Genomic DNA, 13,931 nt, shown 5'->3' on the forward strand with positions numbered 1-13,931 from the left:
GCCTACAGTATATCATTTGCCGGAATCACTGACAATTACTACATAATCCTTGCTTTTTTTATCCTTCTCGACATGCTATGATTAATAAAACATATAAAAAGCCTTTACGGAGATGATAAAATGATTTGTAAAACCTGCGGTGTCGAATTAAGAGACGGCGTTCGCATGTGTCCCATTTGCGGCACACAACAAGTGGAAGTACCGCCTAAACCGCGTCAAACACAACCGGCTAAGCTGGTCTTAACCAAGCAGAGAATCATCAGTCTGCTATTTGTTTTATTGTTCATTACCGTCGCCCTTTGGCACATAATAGTCCCGCAATAACACCGGGAAAAAAGTATCCCGTCGAAAATAATCGACGGGATACTTTTTATTTACAGTTCATATTATAGTAATTTCTTAATATGAACGAATTATTTGCCCTGGAAATTCTTTTCTTTTCTCTTTTCCATGAAGGCAGCCATACCTTCCGTCTGGTCTTCTGTGGAGAAGCACAGGCCGAATACTTCGTCTTCATAAGCAATACCCGTAACGATATCGCACTGCATTCCGCGATTAATAGCTGCTTTGGAAAGTTGTACGGCAATAGGAGCATTAGCCGCAATCTTCTTAGCCACTTTCATAACCGTCGGCATCAATTCTTCCTGGGGAACGACTTTATTAACAAGGCCGATACGATACGCTTCATCGGCTTTAATATTAGCAGCTGTGAAAATCAATTCTTTACCGTAACCGCGACCTACGACACGGGGCAGACGTTGCGTACCGCCAAAACCGGGCGTAATGCCAAGACCGACTTCAGGTTGGCCGAAGAGTGCATTTTCAGAAGCATATCTGAAGTCGCAAGCACAAGCCAATTCACAACCGCCGCCGAGAGCAAAGCCATTAACAGCTGCAATAACCGGCTGAGGAAGGTTTTCAATGCGGGTAAAGACATCCTGCCCGATTTTACCGAAGTTACGGCCGTCTACAGCGTTTTTCGTGGACATTTCCTTAATATCCGCGCCGGCAACAAAGGATTTATCTCCACCGCCGGTAATAACTACTACTTTAACGTCTTTATCCGTTTCAAGTTTGCCTACCAAATCATTTAATTCCAACAGCGTTTCGGAATTCAACGCATTCAGTGCCTTCGGGCGATCAATCGTCAAAACACCGATTCCGTCCTGGTTTTCAAATTTAATGTTGTTATAAGCCATTGTAATAACCTCCTTTAAATGTGCAAAACCGGATTTATCTCGCTTGTAATGGGCTATTCACAAGATAAATTCTTTATATTCATAGTATACCACGTTCCATTTGTAACAATAAGTATTTTATCTTCTTTTTCTATTCCTTTTATCGTTCGATAGCTTTTTATCTATGTTTTTTCGTAATACCTATTGTAATAATATACTTCTTTTATTTTATTTTTACTTTTTATATAAACTCTTTCAGCCTTCATTAGTGATTTAAATCACATTTATTCCGTAAAAGAGGAGCCTTCATCAGAAAGCTCCTCTTTAATAACTATTTTTGTAACTGTGCTACTTTAGCCTGTAGTTCTTTATTTTCTTCACGAAGTTGACGCATTTCCCGTTCCATAGCATCCATTCTTTCCGCCAAATCGGAATCCTGCCGAACGGAAGGTTCCCCTTCTTTTCCGACTCGGAAGGTAGCTCCTATATTGGCCGACAATTTGTGGCTGTCACCGAAATTCGATGCCGCTCCGAAGGAAAGCATCAAGTCACGGGACGCATTGTAAAATCCGCCCATAGCTACGGCTTTTTTCCCGTCATAGGAACCTAAGGCTGCCGCAATCTGGAATTTCGATTCACTTCCCGTGTAATCTAAAGGATGTAGTCCTGCCAGAGCTGCCGAGGCGGCACCGACATTTTTAATTTCTTTACTCAAGCCACCGGTCATATTTGCCCCGTATTGATACAGCTGATTACCTGTTACAGCATCATGAGATCCTGCAGCAATACGTCCATCCGCTACGTTAACAATCCGTCGTTGTGTCGTATCGTTGCCGACAGACACAACATTGGTTTCTGCCGCCGTACTGCCGCCGCCGATAGCAATACTCCCGTTACCGGTGACGGAAGCATTATGCCCCATAGCCAGCCCTTCTACGGCATTAACATTGGCACCGTTACCGATAGCTGCCGCATAATCTTTCTTAGCTACCGCATTAGCCCCGAAGGCTGTACCGTTTCTACCCGTATTCGTATTTAAACCAAAGTTCGTCCGTTCGCCGCGAATGACAACACGTGCCGTATCGGGTGCACCGTTACCTAAGTTATCGGGTACATGACGTCCGCCATGTACAGGATATGAATCAGGTGCATAATTCGAATCGGGTGTCAAAAGAACACTGGCTCCTGTCGTCGCATCAACACGAGTTCTGCCGGCTGTCGCCTGACCCGGCGTCGCCTGACCGATCAAAACACTGGCTGCCGAATCTATTTGCGGCGCCGCCGCACAAACTACCCCTCCAATTACGGCACAAGCCGTAAGGGTCGCACAAATACGCATACTCTTATTTCTCATTACTACCCAGTCCCCTCTACTATTTGATAAGTATATACGTTATGTTTTTATTTTAATACTATGATATTCATTGTCAATATCTATTTTTAGAAAAATATTTCATTCTTACTAAGAATGAAATCGTTAATATCTCCTCTTTATCGGCTCTTAATCGGTATCTTTTTAATTTGTTTTATTTATAACAATAATAACAGTTATCTAATTTGTTTTCATTTGAATATATTTTATACACATAAAATACATCTTTTGCGGCTATAAAATAAAACAGCCCCCTTTTTAAGGAGGCTGTTTCTTTACCTGTACTTATATTATACCCGTCACCATACAATATAAAATAGATGAGCTTTTGACAATTTATGAGCGCATTAAGCCTCTCATTGAACGAACGTTATGCATAAAATAATCTCTTGCATTACTTTTTACTTGTTGCATAATCTATTTTTTCTAAATGACGAAGATATACTATGTACCTTTATTATACGTAGTCGGAAAAGGAATTATAGACAAGTCATTGGACTCATTTTGACTAAAAAAATTCAAATAGTTCAAAAAATTTGATAAACGCTTTTATGGAAAAAATACCCTCCCAATCGCTTATCCGATAAAGAGGGTATTTCTCTTATATGAAGTTTACTTTCCGTTTTTTAAAGCTTCAAGAGCTTGTCTTAATGCTTCATTTTCTTTACGCAATTCCGTAACTTGCTGTGTCAACGCATACAATTGGTTGCCCGTTACGACATCATTCGAGCCGAAAGCCACGGTCCCGTCGGCAACATGGGTTATCTTACGAACTCCCTTGTCACTGCCGACGGATACGGTATTAACCGTATCGGCAATACTACCTGCTCCGAGTGCCACACTGTTATCCGCCGTAACGGAAGCTCCATGCCCCAAAGATAATCCGTCTTCCGCCTTAACAGCCGCCTTATTGCCGAATGCCGCTGCATAGTTACCCTTAGCTTTAGCTCCCGCCCCTACAGCCGTACCGTTTTTAGACGTGTTCGTATTCAAGCCGAAGTCTGTCCGTTCACCACGAATGACAACACGAGCCGTCGCAGGTGAATCGGGTTTCAAATTATCGGGTACTCGTCTACCGTCTCTTTCAGGATAAGAAAGAGGCCCGTAATTTTGATCAGGCGTAATCATAATACTGGCCCCTGCCGTCGCATCTACACGAACCCGTCCGGCCGCTTCCGTTCCGGTAGCCCCACCGATACTGATAACCGCACTCGGGTCGGCAAATTGAGTTCCCGCAGCCAATCCCGTAATAGCCGAAAAACAAAGACCTGCAATTAAGCCGACCGACGTTACCTTACGTAGTTTCATAACAATCACCCTCCACTCGCTATTCATTAATTATTCTCAAGTAATTATAGCAAGTTCAGACAGCTAAATAAAGTCTGACCGGGAAAATCCGGCAAACAAAAAACCCGATGGGGCAAAGGATTCTACTTTGTCCCATCGGGTTATTTTACGCACCCATGTCATGTATGCTAGGATTGAGTCCGCCCGGCTTGGAGTTCAGAACCAAAGCATCCTCCAATTCCAGTCGTTTAATCCAAAAAAGGGATTTAACACAGATCGTCACGACATCTTTACCAGCTACGGGACGAAGAGTCGGCGGGTACCAGACGGTAATACCGCCAAAGTCTTCATGCGGGCAATCGGGTTTTAATGAGCGGTCAACCAATTGCAGTACGGGAATATATCTACCCCCTAAGGCATCACCAACTCAACAGTTCCCCGTATTTGATTGATAGTCGAAGCGAATAAGAATATTTTTTCCTTTTTTATTTATATAGCGCATAGCGCCGTCAGTTACGTGTATCATAAATGAACTTCCTTTAGAGAGGCTTTATTTGTTCCGCATAGTCGCGTACAAAATAGTGTTTTTTCGCCTTTACGGGAACAACTTTTGCCTTATCGTTAAGATAAACAACCAGCATGTGTTCACGTGAATCGGCGGCTACAGCGGTCAAGGGTATTTTTTCTATTTCATCCGGTGAAGAGTAGTCTCTCGCCAAGACGGTTTTTTCCGAACTCATACGTCCTACAGCCCCGTCTTTCGGGTTATAAATGTAGGCAACCGGCTTTGTTTCAAATACTTTAAGAGCTTCTTTTTTACGAATCAAAAGGGCTTCCGAGGTAGCTATAAAAACCTTGCCGGACGGCAATTCCTGTTTTACAGCAGAGTTTTCGTCAATTGCCCGTACATAAGAAAGAGGATACCCCTGTTGAACCGTAGACGGAGCCTTGGCAACTCGACCGCTAAGGGGAATGAGTTTACTACCGGGTTGCTTTGTCATATTCGCAAAAAGGGAGCTGAGCGTCGTATCACTATTGGTACCTGTAAGCACCATATCCATATAATCAGCATCGTTACTTGTAATTTTTTCCGAATCTTTAACAGATAAAGGTAATGTATCTTCAGTTCCCGACACGGTCGCCGTCATTCGGACTTGCGTCGCCGTCGTATCTGCCGCCTGAGTTTCATCGTATGTGCAAACGCCCCCGTTACAAGACGCTACTACTACCGCTATAATCATAAATTTCGTTACCGATTTCATACTTAATCTCCTCTAATATTGCCGGCTATAGCCGACAACCTTAATACCATTCATTAATATATGTTTCCGTTCTGGGGAAAAGGCGGTCCAAGAAATCCATGTCTTCCTCTCTCGCCGTTAATTTATTATAAACGGCCAAAGACTTCGCATCAAGTGTACCGAAAACCAGAAGAGCTAACGCGCCGATAGTCATCCGTATCGTTGCCACTTCTTTTACCGATTCTACGACGGCCTGACCGTCTTTCACAGTTAAGGAAAAGGTCCCCGTATTCCAGTCGGCCAAAGGATCTTCTACAGAAAATACCGCATGTCCTTGAATTTTTTTATCGTATGATAACTTTTCCAAAGCACCTTTGACATCGACAATACGGCCCGTCATGAAGGGTATTGTTTCATGGCCCTTTTTACCGTCCGGATAGAACCGATATGACTGGTCTTTCATTCCTTCATTCCACTGCAATTGTTCGCCTTGCGAGCGATGATTATAGAAGTACTCGAGGAGTCCTCTTTTGCCCTTATAATCGGAATATACGAATTCTCCGCATTGAATTGTCGACTCTCCCAGTTGGTAAAAAGCATAAGCAACAGGGTCCTCCCCGTCAAAAACAACACAAATATTTCCTTCCGCCAACTGTGCTTCTATATGACGACGCCACGAAGCTTCATCGCGATAGGCATAGCCGGAAAGTCCCGATGTATATGCCCGATAAACCTTATCCAAGTAAGGCCATCGATCGGCTGAATCGACAAAGGCAAAACGAACCGTTCGATCCGTTAAGGGTCTCAAGGAGTCAAGGGGCATCGTTTCACGCCATTGATGACAATACAGCTCATAACCGTATTGTTGATAAAAACCGGCCTTAGACGGCATAAGGATATGCACAACCTGACCGCGCCGCCGCATTTCCTTCAAGGATGCGGTTAACAGCTTTCCTCCCAAACCGCTGCGGCGAGCAGCCGGATGAGTAGCCAAGCCGACAATATAGGAAACAGGAAAACGAATACCTCGAATATTCAATTCATATTGATTCAAATGCGTCAAACATACGACAGCATCGTCCTGAATCCCCAAAAGTACGTTTTCGGGCTCATACATATTAGCAAAATACCAACGAAAGAACGGGTGTTCCTTCGGTTCGAAACAATATGCCCACAAGTCTTCCACCACATTTCGGTCCTGCGGACCGGCCAAGCGAAATTCCATATGCGCCTCTTTCTATTTAGCCAACGTAACACTGAATTTTTCTACATAATGGTCGGGATTGTATGATTCCTTTGACTGACGCAGCCCCGGAATACCCATATCCTCTTCTCTATTAATATACGTCGTATGACTCCATGCATGTACAACGAATTCATGATTAATTGCCTGATAAAGACCTCGGATATTAGGATCGCTTTTTTCAAAATGAATAATAGCCGTATCATCGTTGAGCATTTCTCCTATAGAAAAGGCGGCTATTTTATTAAAAATGCGAATGGCTCCACCCTTTGCACCTAAGGCATCCCAGTTATCAAAGATGGTTTTAATAGCTTGGCGTTCGCCTTTCATTTCATCCTCATCTTCCGTATCGCGATCGATACGATTTTCCATCCACCGTTTGTCCGCATCCAGGCATTCTTCAAAAATATCTTCCGTAATGGGAAGATATTCATATCCCATATACTGGTTACGGAAATGATTCAAGTTGTTCTTTTTCTGCCGGAATTTTTTACCCGACAAGTTAATCAAATCTTGTGTCAAATAAACGTATTCATAGTTATCACGGTCAGGCACAATCGTGTAGCAGTCAGGACACAGCATATTCAACTTGTCGACTACCGGTTGTGTAACCCCCTTCATCAAAAAAGGGTGATTATGTGCCGTAAACCATTCTTTCATTCGTTCCAAACCGGCAACGAGTCCACCATCTTTGCGCGAAAAAGGGGGCAACCAGAATTGCTGATTGCCGCGTCCCGAACGAATATACAAGACCTGATCTTCTTCAGCCCACTGGATGTCGTACGGGTATTGCCAAGCCAACAATGTCATAAAGGTAGCATCGGCCTGTTCGTACCGTTTTTCATGAAAATATGAATCCAATACGGGCTTATCGTTAATAGTAAATTCTCTAAACTGAATGATAATAATCTCTCCTTGCTAAAGTGCCTGACATATAATCGACAGGCTAAAACCGTTTGTATCGTTTCATTATAACAATCTCAGCAATTATCTGATATTCACTGTACATCAACTTCACATAATACGTTTCTATTTTTTCTTACGACAACCTAAGGCATAGGATATTTCAGATGCATACTGACTCATAGTAAAAAGCATTTTTTGGCGAATAGAATCATAAAATCTCATAGACGGACCGGCTACCGTCAACGAAGCGACCACTTGTTCTTCAAAGTTAAAAACGGGAACGGCTAAGGCAAACAGACCGTGTTCACTCTCATCTTGTGTAACTGCATATCCGTTATGCCGAATCATGGACAGTTCGCTTTCCGACAAACCGCCGTGCTTTTCACTGATGCGTTTTTGTTCGTCCTTATTAGCCCATGCAACCAACACCTTGCCTGCCGCCCCCTTATATACAGGCAACGACTCTCCCAAAGGGATGACACGGCGCAACGAATGGGTACTTTCCACGTGATCCAAACAGATACGACTGTCCCCTTCAGCAACATAAATACTGGCCGTTTCATTAAACTCTTGCTGCAATCTACGCAGATACGGTTTGGCTAAAGTCACGATATTTTCCGTCCAGTGTGAGGAATAGCCGAGGGCTAAGGCCTTGGGTCCTAAACGATACTGCTTCGAATCTTCATTTCGAGTTAAATACTGTCGACGCTCCAACGTGTTGACAATGCGAAAGGCCGTAGAGGTATTGAGCTTCGTCATACCGGCAATCTCTTTCAAAGTCATGCCCGTATTACACTCTACAAACAAATCCAATACATCCAGACTTTTTTCCAACGATTTTAAAAGGCTGTTTTCCCGATTCGCTTCGTAATGTCCTGTATCCTTCATATACATTCCTTCCGACTGGCTCTTATGATGATACTTTCATTCCTATTTCCAAAGAATCCGGCGGGTCGGATACAATCGTATCCCCCTCTTTAAGGCCGCTGAGAACGATCACTCGTCCGCCTTCTTCATCTCCCGTTAAAACGGCTCTGGCATCAACGACTCCGTCACTGTTTACAACATATACGAAATCTCCGCTGTCTTTGGTTTTAACCGCCTCTTTAGGCACCGTAATCTGATTGATTTCCTGAGGTGTAGAAAGGCGAATATGGTAAAACTCTCCGGGAACGAAGAGATTTTTATTATTGTTAAACGTAATTTTTGCCAAATAGGCATTGGTAGCTCCGTCAACTTCCGTCGACAAGAAGGTAAGTTCCCCCGCTTCTGTTTCACCTCCCGGCGTCAAGACCTGTACTTTCAAGGTCCCGGCCGTCCGTGCAGCTTGAACCGCATCGATATAGTCCTGCGGTACGGCGAAAGTGGCCACCAGTGGCGTCAACTGCTGAACTGTCGCCAACACATTTCCCGCAACGGCTACAGACGAATTTTCCGCAACAGCGGTAACCCGACCGTCGATGGGTGAATAAATAGTGGCATTACTCAGCATTTCTCTCGCTGTTTGAATCGTCTGTTGCAACTGGGCTAATTTCTCCGTATCCACAGCCGGTGTCGCCCTATACGTACCGCCACCATTTGCCCGCGACTGCATTTGATTATATTCAACACGTGAAATGGCACCCATCTGATACCATACATCAAGCTTTGCCCGCTCTCCCGTATCGACGGCCGGAGCTTCGTATACCGGTGCCGATGATGCCGATGCCGACATAAGCTCCGCTTCAGCACTGCTTAAACTTTGTTGATACGGCGTCGGGTCGACTTGAGCTATTACTTCTCCGGCTTTAATATCTTGACCGACAACCGGGGGGGCCGACACCAATTTTCCCGATACTTTCGGCATAATTTCCGCCGAATGTAAGGCCGTAATATTCGCATCTAAAGTCAAAGCCACCGGATGTGGCGACTTAGTCACCTTTTCCGTCTTAGCGGAAATAGTGTTGCCGCAACCGGTTAACAAACTTACGGAAAGCAGAAAAGCTCCCAACAATCCGAATGCATGCTTCACATTCATCCTATCGCATCCTTAAATAACCAAATAAAATAACGTTACCGCCACCACTCCGGGTACGCCGAAAAAACCTACAATAAGTCCCGTAAGGGGCGTAACATTAACGTGGTGCAAGCCCGCCAGAGATCCGTACGTATTGACCAGGTGAAGCAAAAAAAGCCCCATCATTGTATTAATAGCCAATCTACGAATAGGTGCTAAAATAAAACGATTTATAATAAGCAGCAGAACAATACCTGCACCGATATATAGGTATTCCACACGAAGTTCCTCACATTTCCCGGCGATTGGCTACGGCCCCGGCTAAAGTCGCTTCGTCGGCAAATTCAATATCGCCACCCATGGGAAGTCCTCTGGCAATTCTTGTCACCTTAACCCCTGCCGTTTTCAACAATCGTGCCAAATACAAGGCCGTCGCTTCACCTTCTACATCAGGATCTGTAGCAATAATGACTTCTTGAACCCGGGTGTCGCCCAAACGCTGCAATAATTCCTTGATATGCAAATCTTCCGGTCCGATTCCGTCGAGAGGAGATAGGGCACCGTGCAACACGTGATATAACCCGTGATAATCCTTTGACCGTTCAATAGCCGCCACGTCTTGAGGTGTTTCCACTACCATAATGACCGAATGATCTCTGTGTGCATCCGTACAATAAGTACACGGATCGGTAGATGATAAATTAAAACATACGGAGCAAAAATGCATCTGTTCTTTCGCTTTCCGAACCGCATCGATAAAGGCTTCCGTTTTCTCATCCGGTTGCTGTATCATGTAATACGCTAATTTACGAGCCGTTTTAATGCCGATACCGGGCAAGCGTCGAAATTGTTCCGCCAAATGTTCCAAAGGCGTATCCATTAGAACATACCCGGCAAATTCATACCACCCGTGATTTTGCTCATTTCCTGAGCCATCATGTCATCAACCTTCTTGCCGGCTTCATTAACAGCCGCTACAATCAAATCTTCCAACATTTCCTTATCTTCCGGATCAATCACGGACGGATCGATAGTAACACTTTCCACCGTTTTTTCGCCATTCATGACAATAGTTAACGTACCGCCGCCGACAGTCGCTTCAACAGTACGTACCTTTAATTCGTCTTGCATCTTCTTCATATCTTTTTGCATTTTCTGCACTTTTTTCATCATACCTTGCATATTGCCGCCACCGAACATAATAGTTCCTCCTTATAGTAAGCGAATATATTTTACACCCTATTTCGGTCATTCCAATTAGGAACGATTCCTTTTAAAACTTTACAATCCTTTATATTATACTATATTTTCACCGCTTCTGTCATAAAAACAAAGAATATATGCGGCCTCTTCCACTTACTTTCTTTATGAAAACGACACCCGGATAACGTAAGAGCACTCGCCGGTGTGAGCGAGTGCTCTGTTATGTATCTTTATATTCTACGAAAATACGACAATCTCCTACCGAATCAAGCACGGCCGCCAAGGCTTCTCGTTCTCCCTGCGGTATATCTTGCCGTTCAATAGCCACCGGTTCGTGTGAGCCTTCAACTTGTTCAATCAGCACCGGTTCCTTCTCCATGTCTTTTGTAGGGGTGAGATCCGACTTTATATCCGAATCAGTCTTTTTTTTTTCATATGCCGACAATTCGCTGTCCCCTTCAAGGTAACTGCGCATATGGTATCCCTTACCGAGAACTTGAGCCAAGGCTTCATCTACACAAGTATAATAGTCCTCTCGATTGGCTCGCTTAACCATAAATTCTGTCGGCAAGGCAAGGATAAACTCCGTCTCTCCGATATAAACAACTCGCCCGTTTCGTATACACGACAAAACAGCTTTCTTTTTAGCCCTGTCCAAGACAGCACAAACGCTACTCCAGATTCGATTATATTCAGCATCGTTAACCGGCACTTGCCGTCCTTTCGATGACATATCAACTGCCGAACCCTTCGATTTTTCCCCTTCAGCCTTCGGTTTGGGCTCTCCCACAGACGGTTTTACGGCTCCTATCGCTTCGGGCACCGTCACCGCTTCCGTAAGTTGTAATTTAGGCTCTTGTCTATGGACCTGTGTTTTTACCGAAGTCCGAGGTATACAAATCTCGGATTTCGTCCCAATGCCCTGCTCTAATCGCACAAGGCGATCCATAACATCCTGAGGAACAGCATACGCCCGTTTTTCCAAAGCCGTGACCCTTACCGCCAAGTCACCGCTCCCCGATTCGTTTTGAGCAGCCATCAGCAAACCCGTTTCTACGGCAATGCGAGGAAAAGGGGAGGTCTTAACCCGCAATAAAGATTCTTGCAAAATATTCAAGACCGCAAATATCCGTGCCGGTTCTATGGACTCGGCTTGCGCAGCCAATTCTTTTTCTACGTCCGCATAAGCCGCCAAGGTCTCAGACTTGGGAGCCGCTTGATACAGCATAAGAGCCCTTAAATGCATGACCATATCGGCTAATACATTTTGTACTTCTTTCCCTGCCTGTACAACTTCATCAATACCTTCAATAAGAGTTTCTCCACGACCGCTAAAAAGGGCCGCCGTCATAGAGAATAACCAATCTTTGCCGACAAGTCCCAACAAGTCCCGTACAATCTCTTCATCGACACACCGCCCACCGTTACCTACACACTGGTCAAGAAGGCTCAAGGCATCGCGCATACCGCCGTCGGCTCGAACGGCAATCATCCGAGCTGCGTCGGGCTTCAAATCTATTTCTTCCTTGTCGGCAATATAGGCCAACCGTTTCTGTATGTCGTCTGCCGTAATACGCCGAAAATCATATCTCTGACAACGAGAAAGAATGGTCATAGGTATTCGTTCCGGTTCTGTCGTCGCCAAGATAAAGACCACATGTTCCGGCGGTTCTTCCAACGTCTTCAGCAAGGCATTGAACGCTTCTGTCGTAAGCATATGCACTTCGTCGATAATGTATATCTTTTTATGCCCTTCCGTAGGCATAAACTTTACAGTCTCTCGCAACTGGCGAATATCTTCAATACTTCGGTTCGATGCCGCATCGATTTCCACCACATCAAGAGATTCACCACTCGTAATGTGTTTACATACATCACACTCATTACAAGGATGCGATGTCGGTCCGTGTACGCAATTAAGAGCTTTCGCAAAAATTTTAGCCGTACTGGTTTTTCCGGTTCCGCGCGGGCCGGAAAAAAGATAGGCGTGAGCCACTTTATCATTTTCCACGGCCTGTTGCAGAGTCTTCATAATTCGACCCTGACCGACAACGTCTTCAAATGTCTTCGGTCGCCATTTGCGATACAATGCAATGTAGGACATAGTCGTTCCCCTTATATGAAAAAAAGCGGCTTCGCCGCTGCTTTACCGCCTTCTCGTAAAAGCACTCGTGTGTAACAGCTTGCCGGGTTACCTCGTGGCACACGAAGATGACTACTTATCGCTGCTTCCTCTCGGACCTGACGAGGTTCATAGGTCTCCATTGCACAAGCCCCGACAGGCTGTCACGCACCAATACTTTTATGCTAGAATATTATACCTTATTCATAGTCGTAAGACAAGGCGACACAGTAACAAAAACAGGGAATCGATTATGCCGATTCCCTGTTATGGCCCTTGCGGGTAAATTCTTTATTTATCTGTGATGCCAAATATCTACACGACGATTGTCTGCACGGCCCTGATCGGTGGCATTCGTTGCAACGGGATCGTTCTTTCCTTCATAAGAAAGTTCGAGTTGTTCCGGATTTACACCGTGATCGACAGCGTATCTAGCTACATTTACAACACGACGTTTGGAGAGATCGTCATTGTAAGCATCCGTACCGCGAGCATCCGTATTACCTACGAGTTTGAACATATCATGCGGATATTCTTTCGCTACGGCTACAAAATGATCGAGCTTGCCCTGATCGTAGGCAATAGGCGTATCTACATCAAAGGCGAAGTGAACACTTTCGAGATAGTAGTCATTATATACGTGGCCGGGTTGTTCCTGCACAACCTGACGACGCGGCTGTTCTGCCACAACCGGTGCGGGAGCTGCTTTCTTATGACCGCCGAAACGATAAGATAAGGTTACGAAGGGTCCTTTATAGGCAATATTGGCATCACTCGTCGCTACTGCCGGGTTCGTAACGCTTGACGTATTCGTGAAGCCGAGAGCTGTCTGGCCTTTTTCGGCAAGACGCGTATTTACATAACGATAGCCTGCCGTTAAGTCGAAATCTTTGCCTATCGTATAACCGAGACCCGCTTCCCAAATAGTCGTATGCTTTGTACCTACGGCTGCCTTACCGTAAATGTCGAAATTTTTAGCCAAAGGAGCTTTGGCAATCAGACCGAGCTGAGCGATATTATTGGTTCTACTGAAAGAATCTTTAGAGTTTTTAATGCGATTCCAACCGCCATATACGGCAAAGTTTTTATTGAGAGAGTAAACCAGATTTACTTCATGTTCATCTCCGTCCGTACCCTTAATACCATCTTTTTTGGTATTTAAGTCATGGTACGCATATTCAAGACCCCATTTGTCGCTAAGACCGTAAGACAAACCGCCCGTAAAATTCCATTTGGAATCACTCGTCTTCGTACCCGTATATGCCGTTCCTGCCCCGGTAGCCGGCATCGTCGTTGCATCAAAATTGCTCATATCAACGGAAGATTTTACATTCCATGCACCGAGGTCCATCTGGAATTGACCCTTTTGAATACGGTTTTGAT

14 protein-coding genes and 1 other RNA gene are annotated in these 13,931 nt (G+C 44.7%); 1 reads left to right on the forward strand and 14 read right to left on the reverse strand.

What is annotated here, in order from left to right:
* The first annotated feature begins 120 nt into the window (after positions 1-120).
* A complete protein-coding gene (locus tag HMPREF9429_RS00345; RefSeq protein ID WP_006940763.1) occupies positions 121-324 on the forward strand; it encodes a hypothetical protein in 204 nt (67 codons plus the stop codon).
* An 89-nt stretch (positions 325-413) separates the two neighbouring features.
* On the opposite strand, the gene HMPREF9429_RS00350 is transcribed toward HMPREF9429_RS00345, so the two are convergent.
* The 14 genes from HMPREF9429_RS00350 to HMPREF9429_RS00415 form a co-directional block, all read right to left on the reverse strand.
* Positions 414-1,199 carry a short-chain-enoyl-CoA hydratase gene (locus HMPREF9429_RS00350; RefSeq protein WP_006940765.1) on the reverse strand — a complete coding sequence of 262 codons (786 nt, stop codon included), beginning with the start codon at positions 1,197-1,199 and terminating at the stop codon, positions 414-416.
* A 310-nt stretch (positions 1,200-1,509) separates the two neighbouring features.
* The gene (locus HMPREF9429_RS00355; protein ID WP_006940766.1) at positions 1,510-2,532 is read right to left on the reverse strand and encodes a YadA-like family protein; all 1,023 of its coding nucleotides are present in this window, start codon (positions 2,530-2,532) and stop codon (positions 1,510-1,512) included.
* Between the two features lie 630 nt (positions 2,533-3,162).
* Positions 3,163-3,858: a hypothetical protein gene (locus HMPREF9429_RS00360; RefSeq protein WP_040773046.1), complete on the reverse strand. Its 696-nt coding sequence runs from the start codon at positions 3,856-3,858 to the stop codon at positions 3,163-3,165.
* A gap of 518 nt (positions 3,859-4,376) precedes the next feature.
* A complete protein-coding gene (locus tag HMPREF9429_RS00370; protein WP_006940770.1) occupies positions 4,377-5,099 on the reverse strand; it encodes a hypothetical protein in 723 nt (240 codons plus the stop codon).
* A 40-nt stretch (positions 5,100-5,139) separates the two neighbouring features.
* Complete coding sequence (locus HMPREF9429_RS00375) at positions 5,140-6,303, reverse strand: GNAT family N-acetyltransferase (RefSeq protein WP_006940772.1); 1,164 nt, start codon at positions 6,301-6,303, stop codon at positions 5,140-5,142.
* Positions 6,304-6,315: 12 nt separating this feature from the next.
* Entirely contained in the window at positions 6,316-7,182 is an 867-nt protein-coding gene (locus tag HMPREF9429_RS00380) for a DUF2156 domain-containing protein (protein ID WP_006940773.1), read from the reverse strand.
* A 168-nt stretch (positions 7,183-7,350) separates the two neighbouring features.
* Positions 7,351-8,121 carry an IclR family transcriptional regulator gene (locus HMPREF9429_RS00385; RefSeq protein WP_006940774.1) on the reverse strand — a complete coding sequence of 257 codons (771 nt, stop codon included), beginning with the start codon at positions 8,119-8,121 and terminating at the stop codon, positions 7,351-7,353.
* 16 nt (positions 8,122-8,137) lie between these two features.
* Entirely contained in the window at positions 8,138-9,244 is a 1,107-nt protein-coding gene (locus HMPREF9429_RS00390; RefSeq protein WP_006940775.1) for an efflux RND transporter periplasmic adaptor subunit, read from the reverse strand.
* Between the two features lie 12 nt (positions 9,245-9,256).
* Positions 9,257-9,502, reverse strand: coding sequence for a pro-sigmaK processing inhibitor BofA family protein (locus tag HMPREF9429_RS00395; protein WP_006940778.1), 246 nt, complete (start codon positions 9,500-9,502; stop codon positions 9,257-9,259).
* Positions 9,503-9,512: 10 nt separating this feature from the next.
* Complete coding sequence (recR, locus tag HMPREF9429_RS00400; protein ID WP_006940780.1) at positions 9,513-10,103, reverse strand: recombination mediator RecR; 591 nt, start codon at positions 10,101-10,103, stop codon at positions 9,513-9,515.
* On the reverse strand, positions 10,103-10,423 hold the full coding sequence (locus HMPREF9429_RS00405; protein WP_006940782.1) for a YbaB/EbfC family nucleoid-associated protein: 321 nt from the start codon (positions 10,421-10,423) through the stop codon (positions 10,103-10,105). Before HMPREF9429_RS00405 ends, recR begins: the two co-directional genes overlap by 1 nt.
* A 223-nt stretch (positions 10,424-10,646) precedes the next feature.
* Positions 10,647-12,530, reverse strand: coding sequence for a DNA polymerase III subunit gamma/tau (gene dnaX, locus HMPREF9429_RS00410; protein WP_006940783.1), 1,884 nt, complete (start codon positions 12,528-12,530; stop codon positions 10,647-10,649).
* A 77-nt stretch (positions 12,531-12,607) separates the two neighbouring features.
* Positions 12,608-12,707: signal recognition particle sRNA small type (ffs, locus tag HMPREF9429_RS08800), an RNA gene on the reverse strand.
* 136 nt (positions 12,708-12,843) lie between these two features.
* Positions 12,844-13,899: an OmpA family protein gene (locus tag HMPREF9429_RS00415; protein WP_232216627.1), complete on the reverse strand. Its 1,056-nt coding sequence runs from the start codon at positions 13,897-13,899 to the stop codon at positions 12,844-12,846.
* Positions 13,900-13,931 lie beyond the last annotated feature (32 nt).

The sequence above is a fragment of the Megasphaera micronuciformis F0359 genome (assembly GCF_000165735.1).
Lineage (GTDB): Bacteria > Bacillota > Negativicutes > Veillonellales > Megasphaeraceae > Megasphaera > Megasphaera micronuciformis.

Bases quoted from the DNA above. Each gene is read 5' to 3' on its own strand.
- HMPREF9429_RS00405 (WP_006940782.1), bottom strand. From the start codon at position 10,423: ATGTTCGGTGGCGGCAATATGCAAGGTATGATGAAAAAAGTGCAGAAA.
- HMPREF9429_RS00415 (WP_232216627.1), bottom strand. From the start codon at position 13,899: ATGGACCTCGGTGCATGGAATGTAAAATCTTCCGTTGATATGAGCAAT.
- HMPREF9429_RS00360 (WP_040773046.1), bottom strand. From the start codon at position 3,858: ATGAAACTACGTAAGGTAACGTCGGTCGGCTTAATTGCAGGTCTTTGT.
- HMPREF9429_RS00350 (WP_006940765.1), bottom strand. From the start codon at position 1,199: ATGGCTTATAACAACATTAAATTTGAAAACCAGGACGGAATCGGTGTT.
- recR (WP_006940780.1), bottom strand. From the start codon at position 10,103: ATGGATACGCCTTTGGAACATTTGGCGGAACAATTTCGACGCTTGCCC.
- HMPREF9429_RS00385 (WP_006940774.1), bottom strand. From the start codon at position 8,121: ATGTATATGAAGGATACAGGACATTACGAAGCGAATCGGGAAAACAGC.
- HMPREF9429_RS00375 (WP_006940772.1), bottom strand. From the start codon at position 6,303: ATGGAATTTCGCTTGGCCGGTCCGCAGGACCGAAATGTGGTGGAAGAC.
- HMPREF9429_RS00355 (WP_006940766.1), bottom strand. From the start codon at position 2,532: ATGAGAAATAAGAGTATGCGTATTTGTGCGACCCTTACGGCTTGTGCC.
- HMPREF9429_RS00390 (WP_006940775.1), bottom strand. From the start codon at position 9,244: ATGAATGTGAAGCATGCATTCGGATTGTTGGGAGCTTTTCTGCTTTCC.
- HMPREF9429_RS00370 (WP_006940770.1), bottom strand. From the start codon at position 5,099: ATGAAATCGGTAACGAAATTTATGATTATAGCGGTAGTAGTAGCGTCT.
- HMPREF9429_RS00345 (WP_006940763.1), top strand. From the start codon at position 121: ATGATTTGTAAAACCTGCGGTGTCGAATTAAGAGACGGCGTTCGCATG.
- dnaX (WP_006940783.1), bottom strand. From the start codon at position 12,530: ATGTCCTACATTGCATTGTATCGCAAATGGCGACCGAAGACATTTGAA.